General features: G+C 57.7%; 22 protein-coding genes. 3 read left to right on the top strand and 19 right to left on the bottom strand.

Annotated features, from left to right (window positions below; all coding sequences use genetic code 11):
• The first annotated feature begins 74 nt into the window (after positions 1–74).
• Positions 75–752 (top strand): Crp/Fnr family transcriptional regulator, encoded by a 678-nt coding sequence (locus ACSEXW_RS21905; protein WP_438448311.1) that lies wholly within the window; start codon positions 75–77, stop codon positions 750–752.
• Here the strand turns inward: ACSEXW_RS21905 and ACSEXW_RS21900 are convergent.
• Complete coding sequence (locus ACSEXW_RS21900; protein ID WP_438448392.1) at positions 741–2,216, bottom strand: aminotransferase class V-fold PLP-dependent enzyme; 1,476 nt, start codon at positions 2,214–2,216, stop codon at positions 741–743. The two genes, ACSEXW_RS21905 and ACSEXW_RS21900, sit on opposite strands and share 12 nt — an antisense overlap.
• Positions 2,217–2,627: 411 nt before the next feature.
• Between ACSEXW_RS21900 and ACSEXW_RS21895 the strand changes: the two genes are divergently transcribed.
• Positions 2,628–3,137 carry a C40 family peptidase gene (locus ACSEXW_RS21895; RefSeq protein ID WP_438448310.1) on the top strand — a complete coding sequence of 170 codons (510 nt, stop codon included), beginning with the start codon at positions 2,628–2,630 and terminating at the stop codon, positions 3,135–3,137.
• Positions 3,138–3,163: 26 nt separating this feature from the next.
• Here ACSEXW_RS21895 and ACSEXW_RS21890 read toward each other — a convergent pair whose 3' ends face one another.
• The 6 genes from ACSEXW_RS21890 to ACSEXW_RS21865 all read right to left on the bottom strand — a co-directional run bounded on the left by ACSEXW_RS21890 (position 3,164) and on the right by ACSEXW_RS21865 (position 8,837).
• On the bottom strand, positions 3,164–4,546 hold the full coding sequence (locus ACSEXW_RS21890; RefSeq protein WP_438448309.1) for a sensor histidine kinase: 1,383 nt from the start codon (positions 4,544–4,546) through the stop codon (positions 3,164–3,166).
• A gap of 4 nt (positions 4,547–4,550) precedes the next feature.
• Positions 4,551–5,252: a response regulator transcription factor gene (locus ACSEXW_RS21885; RefSeq protein WP_438448308.1), complete on the bottom strand. Its 702-nt coding sequence runs from the start codon at positions 5,250–5,252 to the stop codon at positions 4,551–4,553.
• Positions 5,253–5,343: 91 nt separating this feature from the next.
• Complete coding sequence (locus ACSEXW_RS21880) at positions 5,344–6,156, bottom strand: tetratricopeptide repeat protein (protein ID WP_438448307.1); 813 nt, start codon at positions 6,154–6,156, stop codon at positions 5,344–5,346.
• A gap of 114 nt (positions 6,157–6,270) precedes the next feature.
• Entirely contained in the window at positions 6,271–7,881 is a 1,611-nt protein-coding gene (locus tag ACSEXW_RS21875) for an alpha/beta hydrolase family protein (protein ID WP_438448306.1), read from the bottom strand.
• Positions 7,882–7,903: 22 nt separating this feature from the next.
• Positions 7,904–8,542: an SdpI family protein gene (locus ACSEXW_RS21870; protein WP_438448305.1), complete on the bottom strand. Its 639-nt coding sequence runs from the start codon at positions 8,540–8,542 to the stop codon at positions 7,904–7,906.
• Complete coding sequence (locus ACSEXW_RS21865) at positions 8,529–8,837, bottom strand: autorepressor SdpR family transcription factor (protein ID WP_438448304.1); 309 nt, start codon at positions 8,835–8,837, stop codon at positions 8,529–8,531. The genes ACSEXW_RS21870 and ACSEXW_RS21865 overlap by 14 nt, the downstream gene beginning before the upstream one ends.
• A 201-nt stretch (positions 8,838–9,038) precedes the next feature.
• Here ACSEXW_RS21865 and ACSEXW_RS21860 point away from each other — a divergent pair, with 201 nt between their 5' ends.
• On the top strand, positions 9,039–9,884 hold the full coding sequence (locus ACSEXW_RS21860) for a sugar phosphate isomerase/epimerase family protein (protein ID WP_438448303.1): 846 nt from the start codon (positions 9,039–9,041) through the stop codon (positions 9,882–9,884).
• A gap of 81 nt (positions 9,885–9,965) precedes the next feature.
• Here the strand turns inward: ACSEXW_RS21860 and ACSEXW_RS21855 are convergent, their stop codons facing one another.
• From ACSEXW_RS21855 to ACSEXW_RS21800, 12 genes are all read right to left on the bottom strand, one after another.
• Positions 9,966–10,379, bottom strand: a complete 414-nt coding sequence (locus ACSEXW_RS21855; protein WP_438448391.1) for a YlbF/YmcA family competence regulator — start codon at positions 10,377–10,379, stop codon at positions 9,966–9,968.
• A gap of 116 nt (positions 10,380–10,495) precedes the next feature.
• Positions 10,496–12,085: a tRNA (N6-isopentenyl adenosine(37)-C2)-methylthiotransferase MiaB gene (gene miaB, locus ACSEXW_RS21850; protein WP_438448302.1), complete on the bottom strand. Its 1,590-nt coding sequence runs from the start codon at positions 12,083–12,085 to the stop codon at positions 10,496–10,498.
• Between the two features lie 210 nt (positions 12,086–12,295).
• A complete protein-coding gene (locus tag ACSEXW_RS21845; protein ID WP_438448301.1) occupies positions 12,296–12,865 on the bottom strand; it encodes a phosphate propanoyltransferase in 570 nt (189 codons plus the stop codon).
• A gap of 127 nt (positions 12,866–12,992) precedes the next feature.
• Complete coding sequence (locus ACSEXW_RS21840) at positions 12,993–13,859, bottom strand: 2-oxoacid:ferredoxin oxidoreductase subunit beta (protein WP_438448300.1); 867 nt, start codon at positions 13,857–13,859, stop codon at positions 12,993–12,995.
• Positions 13,847–15,592, bottom strand: a complete 1,746-nt coding sequence (locus ACSEXW_RS21835) for a 2-oxoacid:acceptor oxidoreductase subunit alpha (protein WP_438448299.1) — start codon at positions 15,590–15,592, stop codon at positions 13,847–13,849. The genes ACSEXW_RS21840 and ACSEXW_RS21835 overlap by 13 nt, the downstream gene beginning before the upstream one ends.
• A gap of 260 nt (positions 15,593–15,852) precedes the next feature.
• Complete coding sequence (locus tag ACSEXW_RS21830; RefSeq protein ID WP_438448298.1) at positions 15,853–16,800, bottom strand: dipeptidase; 948 nt, start codon at positions 16,798–16,800, stop codon at positions 15,853–15,855.
• 101 nt (positions 16,801–16,901) lie between these two features.
• Positions 16,902–17,162 (bottom strand): stage V sporulation protein SpoVS, encoded by a 261-nt coding sequence (gene spoVS, locus ACSEXW_RS21825; RefSeq protein WP_027084382.1) that lies wholly within the window; start codon positions 17,160–17,162, stop codon positions 16,902–16,904.
• Between the two features lie 162 nt (positions 17,163–17,324).
• On the bottom strand, positions 17,325–18,119 hold the full coding sequence (locus ACSEXW_RS21820; RefSeq protein WP_438448390.1) for a TIGR00282 family metallophosphoesterase: 795 nt from the start codon (positions 18,117–18,119) through the stop codon (positions 17,325–17,327).
• A 60-nt stretch (positions 18,120–18,179) separates the two neighbouring features.
• A complete protein-coding gene (rny, locus tag ACSEXW_RS21815; protein WP_438448297.1) occupies positions 18,180–19,724 on the bottom strand; it encodes a ribonuclease Y in 1,545 nt (514 codons plus the stop codon).
• Positions 19,725–20,028: 304 nt separating this feature from the next.
• Entirely contained in the window at positions 20,029–20,709 is a 681-nt protein-coding gene (locus ACSEXW_RS21810) for a regulatory protein RecX (RefSeq protein ID WP_438448296.1), read from the bottom strand.
• A gap of 77 nt (positions 20,710–20,786) precedes the next feature.
• On the bottom strand, positions 20,787–21,839 hold the full coding sequence (gene recA / locus ACSEXW_RS21805) for a recombinase RecA (RefSeq protein ID WP_438448295.1): 1,053 nt from the start codon (positions 21,837–21,839) through the stop codon (positions 20,787–20,789).
• 194 nt (positions 21,840–22,033) lie between these two features.
• Positions 22,034–23,278, bottom strand: coding sequence for a competence/damage-inducible protein A (locus ACSEXW_RS21800; RefSeq protein WP_438448294.1), 1,245 nt, complete (start codon positions 23,276–23,278; stop codon positions 22,034–22,036).
• Between the last annotated feature and the right edge of the window lie 4 nt (positions 23,279–23,282).

Genomic DNA, 23,282 nt, shown 5'->3' with positions numbered 1-23,282 from the left:
ATTATAGTAGACTGGGCAAGGAGAGAACGGTAACCGATGTTACCGATCCGAATCGTTCACAGAGGTGTCATAATTTGAACATCGATACGTCGGTCCTGAAGAAGAATCTGCTGTTCCGCACCAAGTCCGATGAAGAGATCCTAAGCCTGCTGTCCCGGATTCGGACCATCATGAGATCCTGCGGCAAGAATGAACTGATCGTGACCGAGGGGGAGCCTGCAACCTTGATGGGGCTTGTCCTGTCCGGCACCGTCGAGGTGCAGAAGATTTTCTCCACCGGCAAGACCGTTACGGTGTCCCGCTTCTCGGGGGGCTCCACCTTCGGGGAGGCCGTCATCTTTTCGAAGACCAATGTGTACCCCGCCACCGTCGTTTCCGTTGAACCCTCCACCATCCTCCTCTTCCCTAAGCAGGAGCTGCTGAAGCTGTTCACGCTGGATATGGAGATCATGGGCACCTTCATGCAGAACATGTCCGAGCGGCTGGTGCTGCTGAACCAGAAGATCGAGATTCTGTCCCTGGGCACCCTGCGCCAGCGGATCGCCCACTACCTCTTGAAGGAATCCAAAAAACAAAAAACGGAAAGGATCACCCTTCCGTTCAATAAACGCGTATGGGCCGAGCACTTGAACAGCGCGCGGCCGTCCCTCTCCCGGGAGCTCATCTATCTCAGAGACAATGGCTACATCGAATTCGAGGGCGATGTGATCCAGCTGCTGAAGGTGGATGCCTTGGAAGCCCTATTGGAATAGCTCCGGACCGGGAATCAGGTCCGGCACCGCCCCCGCCGCTTCATCCCGATGCCGGTATTCCCCGGTTGCAGGCTCCCACAGGTAATCCCCGGCCCACTCCCTTCCATACCGCGCGACGGCCTCCACCGCACACCCGATCTGGTCCGCCTCCTCTACGGTCATAACCGGATGGAGCGATACACGGACCCATCCCGGCTTCCATGCGGAGCAGCCCGCCTTGATCTGCCCGGACAGCTTATAGGAGGCCTCCGGGCCAATTCCGAACAGATAGTGGCCATAGCTGCCGGCACAAGAGCAGCCGCCTCTCGCCTGAATGCCGAAGCGGTCGTTCAAGAGCCGCGTTGCCAGCAGGTGGGGCAAGCCGCCTATGGTCATCGAGACGATGGCCTTCCTCTCCCGGTTCCGCTTCTCCAGGATACGAACGTTCGGCACGGCCTCCAGCCGTCTCCACAGCACGTCCAGTAGCATGAGCTCCCGGATGGCCATCCGGTCCGGACGCATATGCTCCTTCAGCCGGATGCACAAGGCCGTCCGGATGGTCTGCAGGAAGCCCGGTGTGCCTCCATCCTCACGCTCCTCCAGATCCGCCACGTACAACCGCCCTCCCCACGGATCCGTCCATTGGACCGTTCCGCCTCCGGGGTGATCGGGTATTCCGCTCCGGGCCAGCCGGGAATCGAACACCAGCACCCCGTTGGTGCCGGGCCCTCCCAGGAATTTGTGGGGAGAGAAGAGGACGGCGTCCAGCTTGGCAAGAGGATCCGCGGGATGCATATCGATGGCGGTGTAAGGGGCTGATGCGCTGTAATCCGCTACAATAATTCCCCCATGTGCGTGCATGATGCGGGCCAGCTGGGGGATGGGCGTCTCGATGCCCGTCACGTTGGAGCATGCGGTGAAGGCTCCGATCTTGCAGAGCCGGTGCGGGTATTCCTTCAGCAGCTCCTCCAGATGCCGCGGAGATACGCGTCCGTCCCGGTCCGGCGGGACGATAACCACTTCGCCTATGGTTTCCAGCCAGGAGATCTGATTCGAATGATGCTCCATATGAGTGATGAAGATCAGCGGCCGTTCCTCCTCACGCAGAGCCACCCTCCCCTTCGCCCATTCGGGCAGACGAAGTCCCATCATCCGCTGTAGCTTGTTGACGGCACCGGTCATTCCCGTCCCGCAAGCGAGCACCGCATCCAGCGGTCCCGCTCCCACATGCCGCTTAATAAGCGCCAGGGCGGACTTGTAGGCGGCGGTCATGGCTCCTCCCGTATAGTTGCTTCCCGTATGCGTATTCCCTACGCAGGGTCCGACCGTCTCCGCCATATACGTTTCGATCGGGCGGTACAAGCGCCCGGTGGCGCACCAGTCGGCATACAGCAGACGCTTCTCGCCGCATGGCGTTCGGATGCGCTCATCAAGGCCGATCACATTCCTCCGGACGGCGCCGAACAGCCGCTCCAAAGCGTCCATCCCTTCCTCTTCCCCGCGCCCCTGCTCCTTCCCCGCGGTAAGCTCTTCGTCCGTTGCTGGATACACCGGTGGATTCCGTCCGTCACGCATGCTCTGCATGGGCTATTGCGCCGCCTTTCGTTTCCGATATCCCTCATCCTCTCTCAATGTATGCAGGGAAGCCGGAATAGGCGAAAGCGGAGTTTTTTGAATGCGCTATCATATACGCCGTTCCTTTGTCAACCCAAAATCACCTTAAGATTTCTCATGGTTTTCTAATAATCAAGGCTCATGTCAGAGAGAGCCTGCGGTTCAGGCGTCTCTGCCAAATCCATGAAATTTGCGGTCTGCTATACTGGGTTCAGGCAAGACAACCCGCAAGCCGCGCAGCCAACACGCTCGGTCAAGCAAAACTACAAAGGAGGCTACACCATGAACTTCAAACAACACATCCTTCGCCCTTTTGCCACCGTTGGTCTGGCCACCGCCCTCGCTTGGACGGGGCTGGCCATTACAGCTCCCGCTCCTGCAGCAGCAGCTGCAATTGAAATTAACGCATTATCCAAGGCAGACGCGATCATCGCCACCGGCAACAAATATTTGGGGACTCCCTACCAATTCGGCGCCCCTTCCGGCGTAACCAGCGTATTCGATTGCTCCTCGTTCACCCAGTATGTCTACAAGAAGAACGGCATCTATCTGCCGCGCAGCTCTAGAGAGCAGGCTACGAAGGGCTATTATGTGTCCCGCAGCAACCTGCGTAAAGGCGACCTGGTGTTCTTCTCCACCCGCAGCTCCGGCGGCAAAATCGCCCACGTCGGCATCTACGCCGGTTACGGTAAAATTCTGCACACCTTCGGTGCAGGCGGAGTCCGCTACTCCAGCCTGGGCTCCGACTGGTGGAGCTCCCACTACATCACCGCCCGCCGCGTGATCAACTAAAACACTCCCCATTAAGAGCCGTCCCATCAGGGACGGCTCTTGGCGTTCATCTTCAGCCGGGCGGTCATCAAGGTCCCTTGACCCAACCGGCTCCGCACTTCAATGCCGCCGCCATGTTCTTCGACGATCTTCTTGGCGATGGATAAGCCTAAGCCGCTGCCCCCGGTCTTCCGGTTCCGCGCCTGATCCGCCCGGTAGAACCGGTCGAACAGCTTGCCGAGATGCTCCGGAGCAATGCCCTCTCCCCGGTCCTCCACCTCTAGAACGGCCTCCTCCTCTTCGGCACGTAAACGAACGGTTACCGCTTCGGTGCTGTACTTCATCGCATTGTCCAGCAGGATGATCAGGAGCTGCTTCAGCTTCAACGGGTTGCCTAAGACTACCGCGTTCCTCGCAGACTCATCCGCCTCGAGCTCCACCGTCCTGCCGAAGGTCCGGGACAGCTCGCCGGCGGTCCGGGCGATCAGCTTCCACAGCTTGACCGTCCCCAGCTCGGTCCGACCCGTATTTTCTTCCGTGTCTGCCAGCAGGAGCAGCCCCTCCACCAGCTCCTTCAACCTCACGGCCTCCTGCTCGATGGCCTCCACCGCCTCCTCCCGGAGGGCGGGATTGTCGCCGCCCCAACGGCGGAGCAGCCCTGCATAGCTGCGGATGACGGTCAGAGGGGTCCGCAGCTCGTGGGAGGCATTCTGAACGAAATGACGCTGCCGCTCATAATTGTTCTCCAGCCGGGCCATCATCCGGTTGAAGGTTTGGCCCAGCCTGCCGAATTCATCCTTCTCTCTCGTGTAATCCGGAGCAAGCCGGTCGAAGCTGCCGCTTCGTTCGATCCGCTCCATCGTTCCGGCCAGCTGCGCCACCGGCTTGAAGATCCATCGGACATACGTAACGGCAATCAGAACGGAGAACAGAAGCCCGATTACAAAGCCGGAGCCCAGAGTCAAGAGCAGCAGCCGCAAATAACCCCGGAACAGGCTGAACGACCGGGTCAGCTCCAGCACTCCGACCTGCTGCCTCTCCGGGAGCATCAGGATCGGCACTTGAATGGAGATGACCCGGACCGAGCCTTTGGCAATGATCCGCGTATGGTATTCCTTCCGGTAGACGGGAATTAATTGCTCCAGCTCCAGATCCTTGCGCACCTCCGCATGGATCTGTTGATCCGGACCGATGATCCGGAGCATCATGTGGTCCTGCATGAACTCCTCCAGCAGATCGGGAGCGGCCCACATGGCTGGCTGCCGCACCTCCGGCTTGCGGAGGATGGTCTGGGCCCGGTTCCAGAGGAACCGGACCTCGGCGTCCGTGGTGGTCCGGACGAAGAAGACATAGATCAGGAGCGTATAGAACGTGAGGATGGCGGCCAAGCCCGCCATGGTGAAGATCAGGATCCGGGCTTTAAGGGTCATGGCATCAAGCCTCCTCCGCTCCACGGAGGCAGTATCCGATCCCTCGCACCGTATGGATCAGCTTCTTTTTGGCCCCCTTATCGATCTTCTGCCGGAGATACCGGATATAGACATCCACCAGGTTGGTTTCCCCCGCAAAATCAAAGCCCCACACCTCCGACAGCAGCCGTTCCCGGGAAAGCGGAATGCCCGGATGACGGAGCAGATGGATCAACAGATCGAACTCCCGCGGCGTCAATTCGATGGGATTGTCGTCCCTCGTGACGGTCCGGCTCTTCAGATCGGCGGTCAAGCCGTCGAATGTAAGGCTGATCTCGCCTTCGTCGGCACTTGCAGCAGTCCGTGCCGTACGGAGCATCGCCCGGATCCGGGCGGAGAGCTCCTCGTAATCGAACGGTTTGGTAATGTAATCATTCGCTCCCAGATCCAGTCCCTTCACCTTATCGGACAGTGCATCCCTTGCCGTCATCACCAATACCGGCACCCGGGGGTTCTGTTCACGAAGCTCCGCCAGAAGCTCGAAGCCATCCTTGCCCGGAAGCTGCAGATCCAAGAGAATACAGCTCCAATCCCCCTGCAGCGCCAGCGCTAGCCCCTCGCCGCCTTCCTCCGCCCATTCCACGCCGTAGCCTTCATGCCGAAGCTCCAGCTCCAGCACCCGGGCGATCCGCTGCTCGTCTTCGATGATCAGGATCCGGTCGGCCACCCTATTCGCCTCCGCGGTTTTTCTTCTAGTGTGGCTCATCCGGGCATGAAAAAACCAGCCGCCCCGCACGATGCGGAACGGCTGGCGCCGATTAGCCCGCCGCTTCCAGCGAGCTTATAGTGGATTCGATCTCTTCTCTCGTAACGGTGCTCAACAAGGAGATTGGATACTCCAGCGACTTGCGCATATAGTCCAGCGCCTCATTCCGCTGTCCCATAGCCTCAAGGACCAAGCCGTAGTTATAATAAGCCTCCGGGAAGGTCGGCTTCAGCTCCTCCAGCTTCTTGTACAGCGCAAGCGCCTCCTCGTACTCTCCCCGAAGGTAATGGGTCTGCCCCAGATTATCGATGATGACGCCGCCGGACTCATTGAATTCATAGGCTTCCCGATTGAAGGCCAACGCCTTGTCCAGGTCCCCCGAGAGAATATAATAATAGCCCAGCGTCCCATAGAGGTTGGTGTTCTTGAACTCCTCGTACAGCTTCTCCATCTTGGCCGTCGCTTCCTCGAGTCTCCCCTGCTTCCAGAGGAGCAGCGATGCATTGGACTCCAGCCCCATCTCTTCCTCCCGGCTCAGCTTGAAGCCGCGAGCGCGCTGAAGCATCTCTTCCGCCAGCTCCAGCTTGCCCAGCTTCAGCAGCAGGAAGGAGTAGCCGATCAGGTACTGCGGCTTGCAATCCTTCCGGACCGCGGCTTTATTAAGCCATGTCAGGGCTTCCTGCATCTTGCCCTGCTGATAATTAACGTTGCCCAAGTAGGCGTAGATGGAGGTCAGGCTGCGGGAGCCCCACCAGACGATGAATAGGATAAAAGCCGCAACGCCCAGCCAGACGTTCGTCTTCAGAAGAATCCATAAGACCAGAATAGGGATGGCTACTTTCAAGAGACCTGTTATCAGCTTCATGGTGATTCGCTTCCTCCTCGGCGCTTCTCGCCGCGTCCTACGGCTCTTGGCCAGGGGACGCAGCGCTACTATCGTACCACATTTTTGAAGCAGCCGCTAAGGGGAGGAGGGCTGTCAGCGTTTTTGTACCCAATCCGCCACATCCCGGATCAGCTCCGGCGACACGTGGGCGGGAGCCGAGTATTCGGCCGGCAGCGAGGCCCCTTCCCCTTCGGTCAGCATATGATTCAGCTTCGGGTACAGACGGAAGGTGACATCCTTGCGTCCCTCCAGCGCCTTGCGCCACAGCTCCAGATGATCCGGCGTCACCTGATAGTCCCGTCCTCCTTGGACGATCAGGAGCGGTCCGGGAATCGACCGGGCATCCTCGGCTGCATGGGTATTCCGAAGATCCATCCAATAGAAAGGACTTCCCAGAGCATACTCCTTCGGAGGCTTCCGGGGATCGAAATCCTTGCTCTGCAGAAGGGCAGCCTGACCCTGCATAAAAGCAGCCTGCTCCTTCGGCAGCAGTCCCTGTCCGCTCAAATACGCGTATTGGTCCGCCAGGACCTCCTCCAGCGGCTTGGCCGGACCCGAGAGCACGATGCTTCCGGCGATCCGGCTGCCCGTATCCGCCTTCTTGATTCTCGGGATCATCATCCCGCCCAGACTGTGCCCCGCCACATAGATGCGGGCCGAATCGATCTCGCTGCGAGTGCCGAGCAGCTTCACCGCTTCCACCGCGTCCGCGACGGTCTCCTCTTGAACGGTCATCTGGGGCAGCAAGGCGCTCTTCAGGTTATGCTCCTTGGTCCGCTTCTCATAGCGGAGCACAGCGATGCCTTGTGCGGACAAGCCTGCAGCCAGATCGCGGAAGGGCTTCAGCGCCATCACGGAGCTGTCCCGGTCCGACGGTCCGGAGCCGTGAACCAGAACAACGGCCGGGAACGGCCCCTCGCCGGCGGGAAGGGTTAAGGTGCCGGGAAGCTGCCACGGCGCTTGGCCCAGGACCACCTCCACCTCGCGGTAGCTACCGGGCCGGTCGTAATCCGCAGGGCGGTACAATGCCTCCAGGGGGTTGGCGGGGAACCATTGGAAATCATCCACCTGCCCTTGACCGTTGAGACGGATGGTCAGGTCCAGCTGCGTCTGCGGTCCACGATATCCCAGATGCACGGAACGGTGGACCGCATTGGCCTCCGCACGGGATGCGCCCGGCACCGGAGACAGCTTGCCGAACTGCTGCTCGGCGGCCGTCCATACCGTTGCGGCCATCGGATCCGGCAGCAGCTTCCTAAGCTCGTCACTCATCCGGGCTAAGGCCCCCGCTCCATCCTTCAGCTGCAGGAAGCTTGCGAACTCCCGGGCCGCCCCTGTCTCATTCATCCGGAACATTCCCGGACTCTCTTCCTGTACGCCCAACCAATCCCGGGCCACATCCGCGGGAATCATGGTTCGGTTCCCTTCCAGCTTGACCGGCGACGCCAGCCGTACCTTCTCCCCGTTCCAATCGATCTCCTTCGAGCCGATTGGCAGCTCGATCCGAAGGTCGCCCTTGGTCCAGACGGCCGTATCCCGATCCTCCAGCCATCCGACCGCCGCCCCGGTCTGCTCCCCGAGGACGCGCAGCGGATAGTACACCCCCTCTTTCGTCGAGCCCTCTGCGTTCGCTGTACCGGCCCATGCCGGCCCTGCCATTGCGAGCACCAAGCTCCACATTCCCAGCTTTTTGATTCCGTTCATCGTCCAACCTCTCCTTTGTCTCTTATTTCACCCGCCGGAACAACAGGTACGAATACAGCACCGGGACTGCAACCGCTACAACCAGTGCCGTCAGGGACACCCCTTGAGACCATCCGGAAGGCAGCGCCACACTGAACGCGATGACGGCACCTGCCGCAGTCCAGATCGGCGCCGCCATCCTGTGGGTTCCGCGCCAGACAGTCTCGTTGGCCAGCGTCCAAGGCGTCCGGATGCCGAAGGTGTAGTTGAAGCGGATCTGGCCCATATAGTTGCCCAGGACCATCAGCAAGAGTCCCATACCCAGAGAGCTGACCCATTGCGGGCTGACCTGGTAGCCCAGATTGTACGCCACCATGAACAAGCCCGTGAAGGAGATGAACAAGGTGACCGCCCAGCGGAAAATCCGGTACGCCCGCTCGAAATAGGCGAAGGCCTCTTTCCGGGGATCGAAGCCCCGGGTTGCTTTGGTCAAGATCGGCAATCCGGCTCCCAGTAGGGCCAGCATCAGGATCGCCCAAGGACGCTCCATCGTCCGGTCCACACCGCTGCTTGAGAAGTGGGTGCCCATCCGCTCTGGCAGCTCCCGGTACAGCAGGACAGCGGCTGCCGCCGGCAGCAGGCCGATCAAGATCATGATCAGATCCGTTCTATTCCATTTCATCGGAATCCTCCTCCTTAGGTTGGGATTGGTCCTCCGCGGGTTCTCCCATCAAGCCCAGCAGCCAGCCCATAACCTCTTGAACGACCGTCGTGTTAAGCGAATAGACGATATGCTGGCCGCGTCTCTCATCGAATACGAGACCTGCCTGCTTCAGCGCATTCAAGTGGTGGGAGATGCTCGGCTTGGTCATGTGGAAGTGATCGGCGATCTCTCCTGCCGTTCGGTCCCCTCCGCGCAGGAGCTTCAAGATCTGACGCCTTGTCGGATCGGACAAGGCCTTGAAGGACTCATTCATGGCAATCCCCTTTCGTTTAGATATTTAGATAATTATCTAAATATCTAACGGATAGCTCCATCCTATTCCTTCCCCTTCTCTTTGTCAAGCTGCTCGACACAATTGCATACGAATACGCCCACATCGGACCTGTTCCCTGCCCGGGGACTCTTTTATAATAGGAGTACGTGCCTTACCATCCTATTAGTCGGGAGAGATGACATGCGCTTGTCCAACAAAATCGGAGTGATCGTGGATAGCTTCGGCCTTGGTGTTCGACCCGGGCTGTTGAAAGCCAAGGAGGTCGGAGCCGACGGCGTTCAGCTCTATGCCGTCGAGGGCGAGATGGAGCCGGAGCGCTTGGATCCTGCCTCCCGAAGGGAGCTTCGGTCGTATATCGGCTCGCTCGGCCTGGAGATCTCGGCGCTGGTCGGGGATCTCGGCGGTCACGGCTTCCAGGACCGGGGCGCCAACCCGGCCAAGATCCAACGCTCCAAGCGGATTCTGGAGCTGGCCTTGGAGCTGGGGACCCGCGTCGTCACCACCCACATCGGCATCGTACCCGAGGACCGGAACGGCGAAGTATACCACGCCATGCAGGCGGCGTGCGAGGAGCTGGCCGGTTATGCCCACCGGAACGGCGCCTATTTCGCCATCGAGACGGGGCCGGAAACGGCCGCGCATCTGAAGAGCTTCCTGGACACCTTGGGCTCAAAGGGCGTGTCCGTCAATTATGACCCGGCCAACCTGGTTATGGTGACCGGAGATGATCCCGTTCAGGGAGTCTACACACTGAAGGACTACATCGTACATACCCACGTGAAGGACGGGATCCGCCTGACCGCGACGGACCCCCGCAACATCTACGGCGCCCTGGGCTATGAACGGGTCCGGGGGGAGTATTACAAGGAAGTTCCCTTGGGAGACGGCAGCGTGGACTTCCCCGCCTATTTCGCAGCCTTGCAGGACATCGGCTACAGCGGCTACCTGACCATCGAACGAGAGACCGGAGACCGGCCGGAGCAGGATATTCGGCGGGCCGTGGACTATATCAAGCAATTCCGATAACCCCGGAACGTCAAAAAACCGCCCTTCGAACTGCTTGATGCAGCCGAAGGGCGGTTTACGTCTTACGCAGATCGAGCGGTGTCAGTCGCAGCGGCTGACTTCCGCCGTCCCCTGCTCAACCTGGATCTTCTCGGATACGGTATCCCGCACCACATTCATCACGAGCTGAAGCATATAGTTCAGATCGCTCTGGGTCTGCTGGAATTCCGCCACGATGGGAATGGAGTCCAGCTCGTCCTGCAGCGCATGGATCTCGCTGTCGATCTTCTTGACCATCTCCGGGTTCTTGAAGGTCTGCTCAAAAGCCACCGCTTCCTTCTGCTTCTTCTTGATGGCGCTGATCAAGCTCTGGACGTGTTCATTGATGGCGATCTGTTTCTCCGCTTTCTTATAGATGTCCACCTCGGCGGAAGTCGTGATCAGCTGGGCCAGCTCCTTCGCCTTGGCGATAATGTCCGCCCGAACGATGGATTCGGTAACGGTGTAGTGCTCCATCCCGCATTCCAGCCCGTTCAGCTCCGCGTAGCACGGCTTGCCGTCCTCGTGGTCATGGTCATGATGCTGTGACATGGATCGATGTCCCTCCTTGGTTGACTATTGATGGCCTAGCGTTATTGTACGGCTTCGGGCACGCCCTCGTCCACTAATTCGGCTCTCAGCAGCCAGGATTGGGGCTCGGTGATCTTCACCCGGACGAATGTGCCGATCAGCTCCTTCGGTCCGGTTAAGTGCACCAGCTTGTTGGTACGGGTCCGGGCAGCCAGCACATCCGGGTTGGTCTTGCTCTCCCCCTCCACCAGCACCTCCACGGTTTGCCCTCTCATCCGTTCGTTGCTTGCCTTGCACAGCTCGGTCATCACGTCGTTCAGACGCTTCAGACGCTGCTTCTTCACCGGCTCCGGCACATCATCCGCCATGGAAGCCGCCGGCGTCCCTTCGCGGGGTGAATAGATGAAGGTGAAGGCCGCGTCATATTCCACTTCCTTGACCAGCGACAGCGTCTCCTCGAACTGCTCCTCGGTCTCACCCGGGAAGCCAACGATGATGTCCGTCGTCAGGACCACGTCAGGGATGGCTTCACGGATTTTGCGCACCAGCTCTAGATACTGCTCTCGCGTATATTTGCGGCTCATGGCCTTCAGCACCGCCGTGCTGCCGGACTGGACGGGGAGATGAATATGCTCCATCAGGTTGCCCTTCTTGGCCAGAACCTCGATCAGCCGGTCGTCAAAATCCCGCGGATGCGAAGTGGTAAACCGGACCCTCGGGATATCGATCTTGCGGACATCGTCCATCAGATCCGCAAAGGAATAGTCCAAGCCTTCGAAATCCTTGCCGTAGGCGTTTACATTTTGACCTAGCAGCATGATTTCTTGGAAGCCCTGGCGCGCCAGCTCACGGACCTCCGCGATGACGTCCTGGGGCATCCTGCTCCGCTCCTTGCCGCGGGTGTATGGGACGATGCAGTAGGTGCAGAACTTGTCGCAGCCGTACATGATGTTGACCCAGGCTTTGATGCCCTCGCGCTTCTTCGGAAGGTTCTCGATGATATTCCCTTCCTGGGACCACACCTCCACCGCCATCTCCTTGTTGAAATAAGCTTCCATCAGGAGATGCGGCAGACGGTGAATATTGTGGGTGCCGAATATGAGATCGACGAAGGAATACGTCTGCAAGATCCGGTTGACTACGGTTTCCTCCTGGGACATGCAGCCGCAGACACCCAGGATCAGATCCGGCTTCTGGGTCTTCAGCGTCTTCATGTGTCCCAACTCGCCGAATACCTTGTCCTCCGCATTTTCCCGGACCGCACAGGTGTTCAACAGAATGATGTCGGACTGGCGGCGGTCGTCGGTTTCCCGGTAGCCCATCTCCTCCAGCAGACCCTTCATCGTTTCGGTATCGTGTTCGTTCATTTGGCAGCCGTAAGTATAGATGGTGTAATACTTGCCCTTGCCCATCTCCCGGAGCTCTTCGGGAACGCAGCTCTCGTACTGCACTTGAATCTCTTCCTTGCCGCGGCGCTTGCCTTCCTTGTAGCTCGGCTCTGCCAAGATGCTGATATTCCGTCCCTTGACGCGGAGCTTCTTGCCGAACTCATCGTCCCGAAGCACCTTGACCTCTGATAGATTAAAATATTGGGAGTAATCCTTGCCCGAGTCGGATTTTAAGTCCGATGAGCTTTGGTTCCCCTTCTTCATGGACGCACATCCTTTCTAGCATTTCCTTTTCGAGAATAGGTTGAAAATCCATTATATGATTATAACATTTCGAAATAAGGTTCGCTACGAGAAGGACGGGACAAAAAAAACAATGCCCCGCCGGTTCTTCAGAACGTCAGCGGGACACCGTATGCGTGGGTGGTTCACAAGAAAAGCGGGTCACCGAAGGTGCCCGCAGGGTTGGATGGCTTACAGCAGAACCTCGGCCATATCCCCGTTCTTCACGGCGGCGGCGTTGGCTTCGTCTGTGTCGATATGCATGTCAAGCGCGAAGGAATCGGATACGCGGGCAACCACGTTCTCGAAAATAACCGGACGTTCGCTGTTCACGCGAACGGACAGCAGCTGCTTGTCCTTGATGCCCCACTTCTCGGCGTCAGAGGTGTGGAAATGGATGTGACGGGCGGCAACGATTACGCCGTCCACGGCTTCGACTTCGCCGGCCGGGCCGACGATCTTGATGCCCGGAGTGCCGTCCGTGTTGCCGGACTCGCGGACCGGAGCTGCCACGCCCAGAGAGAAGGCGTCTGTTCTGGAAATTTCGAGCTGTGTTTTATTCCGGGCCGGGCCCAGAATCCGAACTTTATCGAACTTGCCCTTCGGGCCGATGACGGCGACGGTCTCTTCCGCGGCGTACTGGCCGGGCTGGGAAAGATCCTTGAATACCTTCAATTCGTAGCCTTCGCCGAACAAAACGTTAATGTGCTCCTTGGACAAGTGAATGTGGCGTGCAGATACGCCTACGGGTACCATTTTCATGTGAACGGTCTCCTGCCTTCCGACTGTATTCATATTTTTGCTCACCTGTTATACTCACCCACATTATAACAAGAACAAAAGGAAAAGGCATATGTTTTTTACACATATGCCACGATGATTTCACATCTTATTTAAATTCTGCCACCAAACGTTCAAATTCACTCTCAGAAATTTGAAGATTTTGTTTGGAGAGGGACTCCTGCTTGAAGCCCGGCACCTGATCCTCGTAGCTTGGCTTGCTGGTATCCTGATAGATCAGGCCTGTCAGCATGCCGCCGGTTTCCATCAAGCGGGTCATGGCTTGGATCCGGTTGGACGAATCGTAGCCCTCCTCTTGGTCCAGATTCACGATGTTATCCTTGAACCAGTCGTAGGTGTTAATTTTGTTGAAGGTTACGCAAGGGCTGAATACGTTGATCAAGGAGAAGCCCTTGTGCTTGATGCCCGCTTCGATCAGCGTCGTCAGCTGCTTCAGATCGCTGGAGAACGATTGGGCGACGAATGTGGCGCCGACCGACAGAGCCATCTCCAACGGGGACAGCGCGGACTCGATGGAGCCCTGCGGGGTGCTCTTGGTCTTGAAGCCCGGAGCACTCCGTGGGGAGGTCTGGCCTTTGGTCAAGCCGTAGATCTGGTTATCCATGACGATATACGTGATGTCGATGTTGCGGCGGATCGCATGGACCGTATGCCCCATCCCGATGGCGAAGCCGTCGCCGTCGCCGCCTGCGGCGATGACGGTCAGCTCGCGGTTGGCCATCTTCAGGCCTTGGGCGATGGGCAGCGAGCGCCCGTGCACGCCGTGGAAGCCGTATGCATTGATGTAGCCGGAGATCCGGCCGGAGCATCCGATACCGGAGACGATAGCCAGGCTTTCAGGCTCGAGGCCCGCATTGGCAGCCGCTCTCTGGATGGCCGCCTGGACGGAGAAGTCTCCGCAGCCGGGACACCAGTTCGGCTTCACGTTGTTGCGGAAGTCTTTTAATGTTGCCATGCGATCAACCCCTTGCAATGTTTGTAGATTTCGGCGGGAAGGAACGGATTGCCGTTATATTTGAGCATGCTCTCGATCTTGTCGGCATGCCCCAGGTTCAGCTTGATAAGAGATGCCAGCTGGCCGGTGGCGTTGTTCTCCACCACAACCACTTTACGGGCTTGATTCAGGTAAGGCGCCAGCTCCTCGGACGGGAACGGATGCAGCTGACGGACCGTCACGTGGTTCGTCTTGATGCCTTCCGCTTCCAGGCGGGCGCGGCCTTCATCGATGGTTCCGCCGGTGGACCCCATGCCGATGATCAGCAGGTCCGGAGCGGCATGCTTGGCGTCGGCTTTGATCGCGTTCGTCACCTTCACGTGCTTCAGCTTCTCCATCCGCTTATCCATCATCTTCTGACGGTTAACGGGAGATTCGGACGGGCGGCCGGTCTCGTCGTGCTCGACGCCGGTCACATGGTGCAGACCGTGCTTGGTGCCCGGAATGACGCGGGGCGAAACTCCGTCTTCGGAGAAGGCGTACCGCTTGAACTGCTCATTCTCCGAGAGCTCCGGAGGATTCGAGATCAGCTTGCCGCGGTTGATGACGATCTTGCTGTAGTCCAGAATCTCCGAGGATTGTTTGCCCAGGGACAGCTGCAGGTCGGTCAGTAGAATGACCGGGCATTGATGCTGCTCCGCCAGGTTGAACGCCTCGACGGTATCATAGAAGCACTCCTCGATGGTGCTGGGGGCCAGGACGATCTTCGGGATCTCGCCATGGGTACCGTAGATCATGGCGAAGACGTCGGATTGCTCCTGCTTCGTGGGCAAGCCGGTGGACGGGCCGCCACGCTGCGTATCCACGATAACGACCGGAGTCTCCGTCATACCGGCCAAGCCGATGGCTTCCATCATCAGGGACAAGCCGGGACCGGCAGAGGCGGTCATGGCACGGGCGCCGCCGTAATTGGCCCCGATGGCCATGGTTACGGCCGCAATCTCGTCTTCGGTCTGAATGACGGTTCCGCCCAGCTTGGGCAGAGCCTTGATCAGGTATTCCATGATTTCGGAGGCCGGCGTGATCGGGTAAGCGGGCATGAAGCGGCAGCCTGCAGCCACTGCACCCAGGCCGATTGCATCGTTGCCGATGATGAACATCTTCTGCATGCCGTCCGCAGGCTCCAGCCGGAATTCCTCCAGCGGGCCGCCGGCTTGGGCAAGGACGAAGTCGGAGCCCTGCTTGACGGCCTCGATGTTCTTCTCCACCACTGCCGGACCCTTACGGCCGAACTCTTCCTCCACCGCTTTATTGAAGACTTCCAGCGGCAATCCCAGAAGGGCCCAGGATGCGCCGGAAGCCACCATGTTCTTCATTAGGGAAGTCCCCAGGTCTTCCGCCATCTTCGTGATCGGCACGGCGAACAGACGGGCCTTGACGCCCTCCGGCACCACGGGGTTGAACTTGGCGTCCGCCACAATGACACCGTTCTCACGAAGCTCATGGGCATTCACATCGATCGTTTCTTGGTCGAATGCAACGAGTATATCCAAGTCGTCGGAGATAGCCCGGATGGGTTTGGTGCTGATCCGGATTTTATTGTTGGTATGTCCGCCTTTGATCCGGGACGAAAAATGGCGGTATCCGTATAAATAGTAGCCGAGGCGGTTCAGAGCCGTGGAGAAAATCCGGTCGGTACTCTCCACACCTTCACCCTGCTGGCCTCCGATCTTCCAGGACAATTGACTGATCACGACGCCCACTCCTTAGATGGTGAAAATGAAAACGCAGTATTTTCCTTCACATAAACGACAACTTTAAGGTTCATCCAAATTTTATGCCTTCGCTACTAAAAAGGCAAGCAAATTTGACGAAATTGTTACATTCCCATTTTCGATGAAATTCATACGGGAATGCGATCAATCTATCACAATAGTATCTGCCAAAAATATAGAAAAAATACCCCGTTCTTCGGAACGGGCTCAGTATGCCCTATTCCGAACGGGGTATTCCTTTAATCTCCGTCGTCATCCGGCAAATTCTCCATGAAGAAGCGGTGCCAGTTGCCGGACAGGAAGCCCTCCGCTTCCTCAGCCGTGTACCGCTTATGCAGCTCATTCGCCAATCGCTCATAATGCGCCGGATGCTCCAGTCCCGGGATGTGGTAATCGATCCCGTCGAAGTCGGAGCCGAAGCCGACATGCCGGACGCCCCCCAACCCGCAGATATGGTCGATGTGCGTGAGAATGTCCTTCACGCCGGGCTCCGACGTCTTGACGAACCAGGGCACGAAGGTGAGGCCTGCGATTCCCCCTTGGACAATCAAGGCTTTGATCTGGTCATCCGTCAGGTTGCGGGGATGGGAGCACACCGACTGAGCATTGGAATGGGAGGCCGCCAGCGGCTTGGTCGACAGCTCGATCAGCTCCCAGAAGCCCTTCTCGCCCAGGTGGGAGACATCGAGGATCAGCCCCAGCTTGTTGCATTCCCGGACCAGCTGCTTCCCCTTCACCGTCAAGCCGCCCTTCCGCGGCTCCATCACCCCGTCGGCGGCCCAATTGGATTGGTTCCACGTCAGCCCCATCATCCGGACTCCCAGATAGAAGGCCGTCCTCAGATAGACCATGCTGCCCTCCAGGCCGTCCGCCCCTTCCAGAGTGAGCATAGCCCCTAGTCTTCCCATGGCCGCCGCCGACTCCAGATCCTGCTTCGTCCGGACGAACTGGACGTTATTATGGACCGCGATCTTCTGATGGAACAGATCGAACCCCTCCAGCAGCCTCTCGAACGTGATCCTCTGGCGGTCCGACAAGTACACCGCGAAGCATTGTAGCACCATGCCGGCCCGCTGCAGCCGGGGATAGGACACATCCGCGTACACGCTGTCCTGCCGGAAGTCCATCTCGGGATGAAGCGCCATCTTGTCCAACAGATCGCAATGTGCGTCTATCACTTTCACCATGGAATTCCCCCCTTTTCTTCCCATTCTATGCAGACACGCAAAAAAACCTGTCTACTTCATAGCCGTAAACAGGCGGCGTGCCAAATGTTCCGGGTACCTGCTCACCGGGGTTCAACGATCAGCTTGATGGCGGTCCGGTCTTCCCCGTCGATGACGATATCTGTAAAAGCCGGTATGCATATCAAATCCACCCCGCTGGGAGCTACGAATCCGCGCGCAATTGCAACCGCCTTAACCGCCTGGTTCAACGCGCCGGCACCGATCGCCTGCAGCTCGGCTGCCCCCCGTTCCCTTAAGACGCCTGCCAGCGCACCTGCTACGGAGTTTGGATTGGATTTTGCTGAAACTTTTAATACTTCCATGAATGGTACCTCCTCGAGGAATAATGGATGGATTCCAATACCCATCTTATTCCGGGAGCTTTCCAAACATTCCTAAGCCCTGATAAGGTCTTAGGACCAGCCTGCAACAGTAAAAAATAACAAGCCCGTGCGGGTTGCACAGGCTTGTCGTTAATGGCTTCCTCACTCGCTGATGTAGTTGTCCTCATCCGTCCGGATGAGCCGCGTGGACTTGGCCAAGCCGGTCTGATCATCCAGCTCGATCAGGAAAGCATGGAAGTGCCACTTTCCCTCGTCCACGATAAACCGGGAGGGCATCTGGGTCAGGAAGCGGTGCATCACACCGTCTCGTTCCATGCCCAGGATCCCGTCCCGCGGACCAACCATTCCTACGTCCGTCAGATAAGCCGTACCACCCGGCAGGATCCGGTTGTCATTGCTCTGGACATGGGTATGGGTCCCCACGACGGCGGATACCTTCCCGTCCAGATACCAGCCCATGGCGATCTTCTCCGAAGTGGCCTCCGCGTGGAAATCCACGAAGATGTACTTGCTCTTGGATTTCATCCGCTCCAGGATCCCATCCACCGTCTGGAATGGGCAATCCAGAGGCGGCAGGAATGTGCGGCCTTGGAGGTTAATGACCAGAATTTCTTTTCCTGCGGCCTTTACCGTCGTATACCCATTGCCGGGTGTCCCCACCGGGAAGTTGGCCGGACGGATCAGCCGGGGCTCGTCATCGATGAAGTCGAAGATGTCCCGGTTGTCCCACGTGTGGTTGCCCATGGTGATAGCATGAACGCCCCAATCGAACAAGTCCTTGGCGATCTGATGGGTAATGCCTCGCCCGTGTGCGGCGTTCTCCCCGTTCGCTATGATGACGTCAGGCCGGTACTTGGACTTCAGACCCGGCAGCACATCCTTGACCGCTTTGCGGCCCACCGAGCCTACAATATCGCCGATGAATAACAGTTTGATGGGAATTCCTCCTTGAAAAAGAAAGGAAAGTGGCCGATTGCAGCCACTCCCCTTCGGTTCTTATTTGGCATATTCGACCGCGCGTGTTTCCCGGATGACCGTGACCTTGATATGTCCCGGATAATCCAGTTCGCCTTCGATCTTCTTCGTGATGTCGCGGGCCAGTCGGAAGGATTCGGTGTCGTCCACCTTCTCCGGCTGAACCATGACGCGGATTTCGCGGCCGGCTTGGATGGCGTACGATTTCTCGACGCCCTCGAAGGATTCGCAGATCTCCTCGAGCTTCTCCAGACGCTTGATATAGGTCTCCAGCGTCTCGCGGCGCGCTCCCGGACGTGCGGCGGACAATGCATCTGCCGCTCCGACCAGCATGGCAATGACCGATGTGGCTTCGCAATCCCCATGGTGGGATGCGATGCTGTTGATGACCACCGGGTGTTCCTTGTATTTTTTCCCGATTTCTACGCCAATTTCAACGTGGGAGCCTTCCACTTCATGATCGAGCGCCTTCCCGATGTCATGAAGCAGACCGGCACGTTTCGCCAATGTAACGTCTTCTCCCAATTCTCCCGCCATAAGACCGGCCAAGTACGCCACTTCCATGGAATGCTTGAGGACGTTTTGGCCATAGCTTGTACGAAACTTCAAACGGCCCAGAATCTTGATCAAATCCGGGTGCAGGCCGTGAACGCCAACCTCGAATGTGGCTTGCTCGCCGTATTCGCGGATGCGTTCGTCCACTTCCTTGCGGGATTTCTCCACCATTTCTTCGATGCGGGCCGGATGGATCCGTCCGTCGGCCACCAGCTTCTCGAGAGAAGTGCGGGCGATCTCGCGGCGGATCGGATCGAAGCCGGACAGGATGACCGCTTCCGGCGTGTCGTCGATGATCAGGTCAATGCCCGTCAGCGTCTCCAGTGCGCGGATGTTGCGGCCTTCGCGTCCGATGATGCGGCCTTTCATTTCTTCGTTCGGCAGCGTGACGACGGATACCGTAGTCTCGGCGACGTGATCGGCGGCGCAACGTTGGATGGCAAGCGTGATGATCTCTCTTGCCTTCTTGTCGGCTTCTTCCTTGGCTTGCGTTTCGATTTCCTTGATCATCTGTGCGGTCTCGTGGCGCACCTCTTGCTCTACATTGGTCAAGATGATGGTGCGTGCCTCTTCCATTGTAAGAGCGGAGATCCGTTCGAGCTCCATCACCTGATCACGGTACAGCTGGTCGATCTGAGCTTGGGTTTCTTCAATGCGCTTTTCTTTGCTCGCAACCTGCTCTTCCTTGCGCTCGAGGGAATCGATCTTTTTATCCAGCGTTTCCTCTTTTTGCAACAATCGCCGTTCTTGTCGTTGAATTTCGTTACGACGTTCACGAATGTCTTTTTCAGCTTCGGTGCGGAGCCGGTGGACCTCGTCCTTGGCTTCCACAACCGTTTCCTTCTTCAGTGCTTCGGCTTCCTTCTTGGCGTTCTCCATAATCTGCTCGGCAGCCTGCTCGGCACTGGAAATCTTGGCCTCAGCAATTGATTTGCGGATAAAGAAACCGATAAACCCACCAATGGCAGCAGCAGCGAGCGAGATTAGGATCCAGATGACACTTGTTGGCATCTACGTCACCTCCTCGATGTTTCTCCAAGGTGTTTGCTTGGGAATATTCGGTTTTCATTCCGTGGTTTTACAACCTGCAGTTTCATACGTTATCGGTATTGCGCAAAGCTTGGTCTTACGGGCGTCAGACGTTGATGAATTGGCGAAAAGCTTTTGCATATCTAGGATAAAAATATACATGAACATTTTATCTTTTGTCGAAGAACATTGTCAAGCTATTGTCAACCAAACCCATCCAGCTGTCGAAACGATTAAGGACTGCACACGTTTTCTAATATGTTAATCGCATTAATTATTAACCTCATTAAAAGAAGGATTCATCCTCCGTATCCCCTAAATCCGCCGTCTGGGCCACTTCCTTCAACACCCGGTTCACGAGCTCGCTGGAATACCCCCGCCGGAGCAGAAACGCCATCACCTTCCGTTTCTTCTCCAGTCCTTCCCCGCCAGTGATGTTCCATTTCTTCCTTCCGATCTCCAGTGCCGCCGAGTATTCTTCTTCAGGATCGATGTCGCCGAAGGCTTGTGAGATCACCGTATCGTCCACGCCCTTCTGAGACAGCTCCATCTCCACCCAACGGCGGCCTTTCTTCTGGCTCATGATCCGGTGCTCCGTCCACAGCTTGGCGAAGGCCCCGTCATCGAGTACCCGCTCCTCCTGCAGCCGCTTGACCGTCTCTCCGATCCATTCGCCTTCGTAGCCCTTCTCCTTCAGATGGAGCTCTACCTCTTTCTTGGAACGGGGACGACGTCCCACGTAGCGGATCGCCTCCATGTAAGCCTGATGCCGTTCATCGTCCCGAAGGATCTCTTCGAGCTCCTCCCGCTCTACTTGCTCTCCCTTGATCAAGCGGTGCTTGATCATGATATCCTCATGGACCGAGAAGGCATAGCTGCCCTCTATAAAAATATTATAACGCCGTTTGTTCCCCTTCTGGCGTTCGACCATCGTAATGGACCCCGACGCCATATTCTCCTGCTCCATAATGAACCTCCCGACCGAATATCTGCACATGATTAGAAAGAAAGCACCCTAGCGATTAGGGTGCCTTCCGGTATGGATTATTCGAAGTTTAACAGAGCTGCTTCTTCATCCTCGTCATCCTTGTCCGCATCCGGAGAAACATGGGTGATCAGATTGCTGGACTCCCGGATCTTCTTCTCGATGGAGTCGGAGATGTGCGGGTTCTCCTTCAGGAATTGCTTGGAGTTCTCACGTCCCTGTCCCAGACGGTCACCGTTGTAGGAGAACCAGGCGCCGCTCTTCTGGACGATCTCCATCTCGGTGCCGATATCGATAATGCTTCCTTCCTTGGAGACGCCTTCGCCGTACATGATATCAACCTCGCACTGCTTGAACGGAGGAGCCACCTTGTTCTTCACCACTTTGATCCGGGTCCGGTTGCCGATCATGTCGTTGCCCTGCTTCAGGGTCTCGACCCGGCGGATATCCAGTCGAATGGTGGAGTAGAACTTCAGCGCGCGGCCGCCCGGTGTGGTCTCCGGATTGCCGAACATGACGCCGACCTTCTCGCGAAGCTGGTTGATGAAGATGGCGATAACCTTGGATTTGTTGATGGCGCCGGACAGCTTACGAAGAGCCTGGGACATCAAGCGGGCTTGAAGACCCACGTGGGAATCTCCCATCTCTCCTTCGATCTCGGCCTTCGGCACGAGGGCAGCAACGGAGTCAACGACGATAATGTCCACGGCGCCGCTCCGAACGAGGGCTTCCGCGATCTCCAGCGCTTGCTCGCCCGTATCCGGCTGGGAAAGCAGCAGTTCATCTATGTTGATGCCGAGCTTGCTAGCATAGAGGGGATCCAGAGCGTGCTCCGCATCGATAAAGGCGGCTTGTCCGCCGGCCTTCTGTACCTCAGCGATGGCATGAAGCGCGACGGTGGTCTTACCGGAAGACTCCGGCCCGTAGATCTCGATAATACGGCCGCGCGGAAATCCGCCTACACCAAGAGCGATGTCCAATGCAAGGGAGCCGCTGGGGATGGTCTCTACCTGCATATGGGTGGACTCTCCCAGTTTCATGATGGAGCCTTTGCCGAATTGCTTCTCAATATTGCGTAATGCCATTTCCAACGCTGCTTTCCGATCTGCCAACCGACTCACTTCCCTTTTTACGATTATAGTATATATGATAACTTGTTTTTCGGTTTTTGCCAAGAGTTTTTCGAACATACATTCGCATACCCGGCGAATAAAAAACCGTAACCAAAGAAGTTATCCTTGTTACGGTTCTTCCGCAAACCTTATGCCTATTATAGCCCCGAATCCGCTGGACGCGCAACTCTATTCTACTTCAGACGCTTCCAGAGCTGATAGAAGGCAAGCTTGGCCGCACGCAGCTTCACCATGTCCCTATTTCCCGACAGCTTGGACTCCATCACTTCCGCAGGTCGGCCCTTCTCGGCCAGCCCGATGAAGACGGTGCCTGCAGGCTTGCCCTCGGAAGGGCCGGGTCCGGCTACTCCGGTAACGGACAAGGCGTAGTCCACGTTCAGCTCCTGAAGCAGATTCTCGGCCATCAATCGGGCCGTCTCGGCGCTGACGGCGCCGGGGGCTCCCTCTCCCTCCAGAACCTCCATCGGCACCTTCAGAAGCCGGTGCTTCAGTTCGTTGGAGTAGCTGATGATTCCGCCCTTGAAGACGGAGGAGCAGCCGGGAACCGACGTGATCAGATCCGACAACAGTCCCCCGGTGCAGCTCTCCGCCACCGCCGCCGTCCTGCCGCGTTCCTGCAGGAGACGGACGACGACGCGCTCCAGCCCCACGTCCTCTTCCGCGTAGAGGTACTGACCCAGCCGGCTTCGGATGATCTCCTCCGTGGGCTGCATCTTGGCTTCCGCTTCCTCGGTGCTGTGGGCCTTGGTCGCAAGCCGGATCGTAACCTCTCCCTCCTTGGCATAAGGAGCGATGGTCGGATCCTCCTGGCTCTCGATGAGATCCAACAGCTCATGTTCCAGGGTCGATTCGCCGATTCCGCAGAACTTCAGCATCTTCGAGTGAAGGGGGACGGCGTCCGTCATCACACCTTGGAGCCAGGTCTTCGCGTAAGTCTGGAACATAGGCTTCATCTCACGAGGCGGTCCCGGCAGCAGAATGTAATGGCGGCCTCCGGAGCTGATCCCGACCCCTACCGCTAACCCCGTGTCGTTCGGCAGCGGATCACCGTCCTCCAGCATCAAGGCCTGGCGCGCATTGCTCTCCACCATGTGGATGCCACGGGACGAGAACACGTTCCGGATCCTCTCCATAGAAGGCTCATGGATGGAGAGCGCCTTGCCCAGGAACCGGCCCAGCACATCCTTAGTCAGATCGTCCTGGGTGGGCCCCAGGCCTCCGGTACATAGGATAAGCTCCGCTCTCTTCGACGCCAGCTCCAGAGCCTGCAGCAGCCTTGCTTCGTTGTCTCCGACCACGGTCTGGAAATAGACGTCCACTCCCAGGGCCGCGCATTCTTGCGCCAGAAACTGTGCGTTGGTGTTGACGATTTGCCCGAGCAGCAGCTCGGTTCCGACGGCAATGATTTCGGCTCTCATTCCC

It is taken from the genome of Oryzibacillus soli (assembly GCF_051594765.1).
Taxonomy (GTDB): Bacteria; Bacillota; Bacilli; order Paenibacillales; family NBRC-103111; genus Paenibacillus_AR.
This window is presented reverse-complemented; position numbering and strand designations above follow the sequence as displayed.

Coding starts and splice junctions, on each gene's coding strand:
- ACSEXW_RS21860 (WP_438448303.1), top strand. CDS start 9,039: ATGCGCTTGTCCAACAAAATCGGAGTGATCGTGGATAGCTTCGGCCTT.
- miaB (WP_438448302.1), bottom strand. CDS start 12,085: ATGAAGAAGGGGAACCAAAGCTCATCGGACTTAAAATCCGACTCGGGC.
- ACSEXW_RS21800 (WP_438448294.1), bottom strand. CDS start 23,278: ATGAGAGCCGAAATCATTGCCGTCGGAACCGAGCTGCTGCTCGGGCAA.
- spoVS (WP_027084382.1), bottom strand. CDS start 17,162: ATGGAAGTATTAAAAGTTTCAGCAAAATCCAATCCAAACTCCGTAGCA.
- ACSEXW_RS21875 (WP_438448306.1), bottom strand. CDS start 7,881: ATGAACGGAATCAAAAAGCTGGGAATGTGGAGCTTGGTGCTCGCAATG.
- ACSEXW_RS21855 (WP_438448391.1), bottom strand. CDS start 10,379: ATGGAGCACTACACCGTTACCGAATCCATCGTTCGGGCGGACATTATC.
- ACSEXW_RS21840 (WP_438448300.1), bottom strand. CDS start 13,859: ATGGCAACATTAAAAGACTTCCGCAACAACGTGAAGCCGAACTGGTGT.
- rny (WP_438448297.1), bottom strand. CDS start 19,724: ATGCCAACAAGTGTCATCTGGATCCTAATCTCGCTCGCTGCTGCTGCC.
- ACSEXW_RS21865 (WP_438448304.1), bottom strand. CDS start 8,837: ATGAATGAGTCCTTCAAGGCCTTGTCCGATCCGACAAGGCGTCAGATC.
- ACSEXW_RS21830 (WP_438448298.1), bottom strand. CDS start 16,800: ATGGTGAAAGTGATAGACGCACATTGCGATCTGTTGGACAAGATGGCG.
- ACSEXW_RS21900 (WP_438448392.1), bottom strand. CDS start 2,216: ATGGACGCTTTGGAGCGGCTGTTCGGCGCCGTCCGGAGGAATGTGATC.
- ACSEXW_RS21810 (WP_438448296.1), bottom strand. CDS start 20,709: ATGGAGCAGGAGAATATGGCGTCGGGGTCCATTACGATGGTCGAACGC.
- ACSEXW_RS21845 (WP_438448301.1), bottom strand. CDS start 12,865: ATGAAAATGGTACCCGTAGGCGTATCTGCACGCCACATTCACTTGTCC.
- ACSEXW_RS21880 (WP_438448307.1), bottom strand. CDS start 6,156: ATGAAGCTGATAACAGGTCTCTTGAAAGTAGCCATCCCTATTCTGGTC.
- ACSEXW_RS21890 (WP_438448309.1), bottom strand. CDS start 4,546: ATGACCCTTAAAGCCCGGATCCTGATCTTCACCATGGCGGGCTTGGCC.
- ACSEXW_RS21895 (WP_438448310.1), top strand. CDS start 2,628: ATGAACTTCAAACAACACATCCTTCGCCCTTTTGCCACCGTTGGTCTG.
- ACSEXW_RS21870 (WP_438448305.1), bottom strand. CDS start 8,542: ATGAAATGGAATAGAACGGATCTGATCATGATCTTGATCGGCCTGCTG.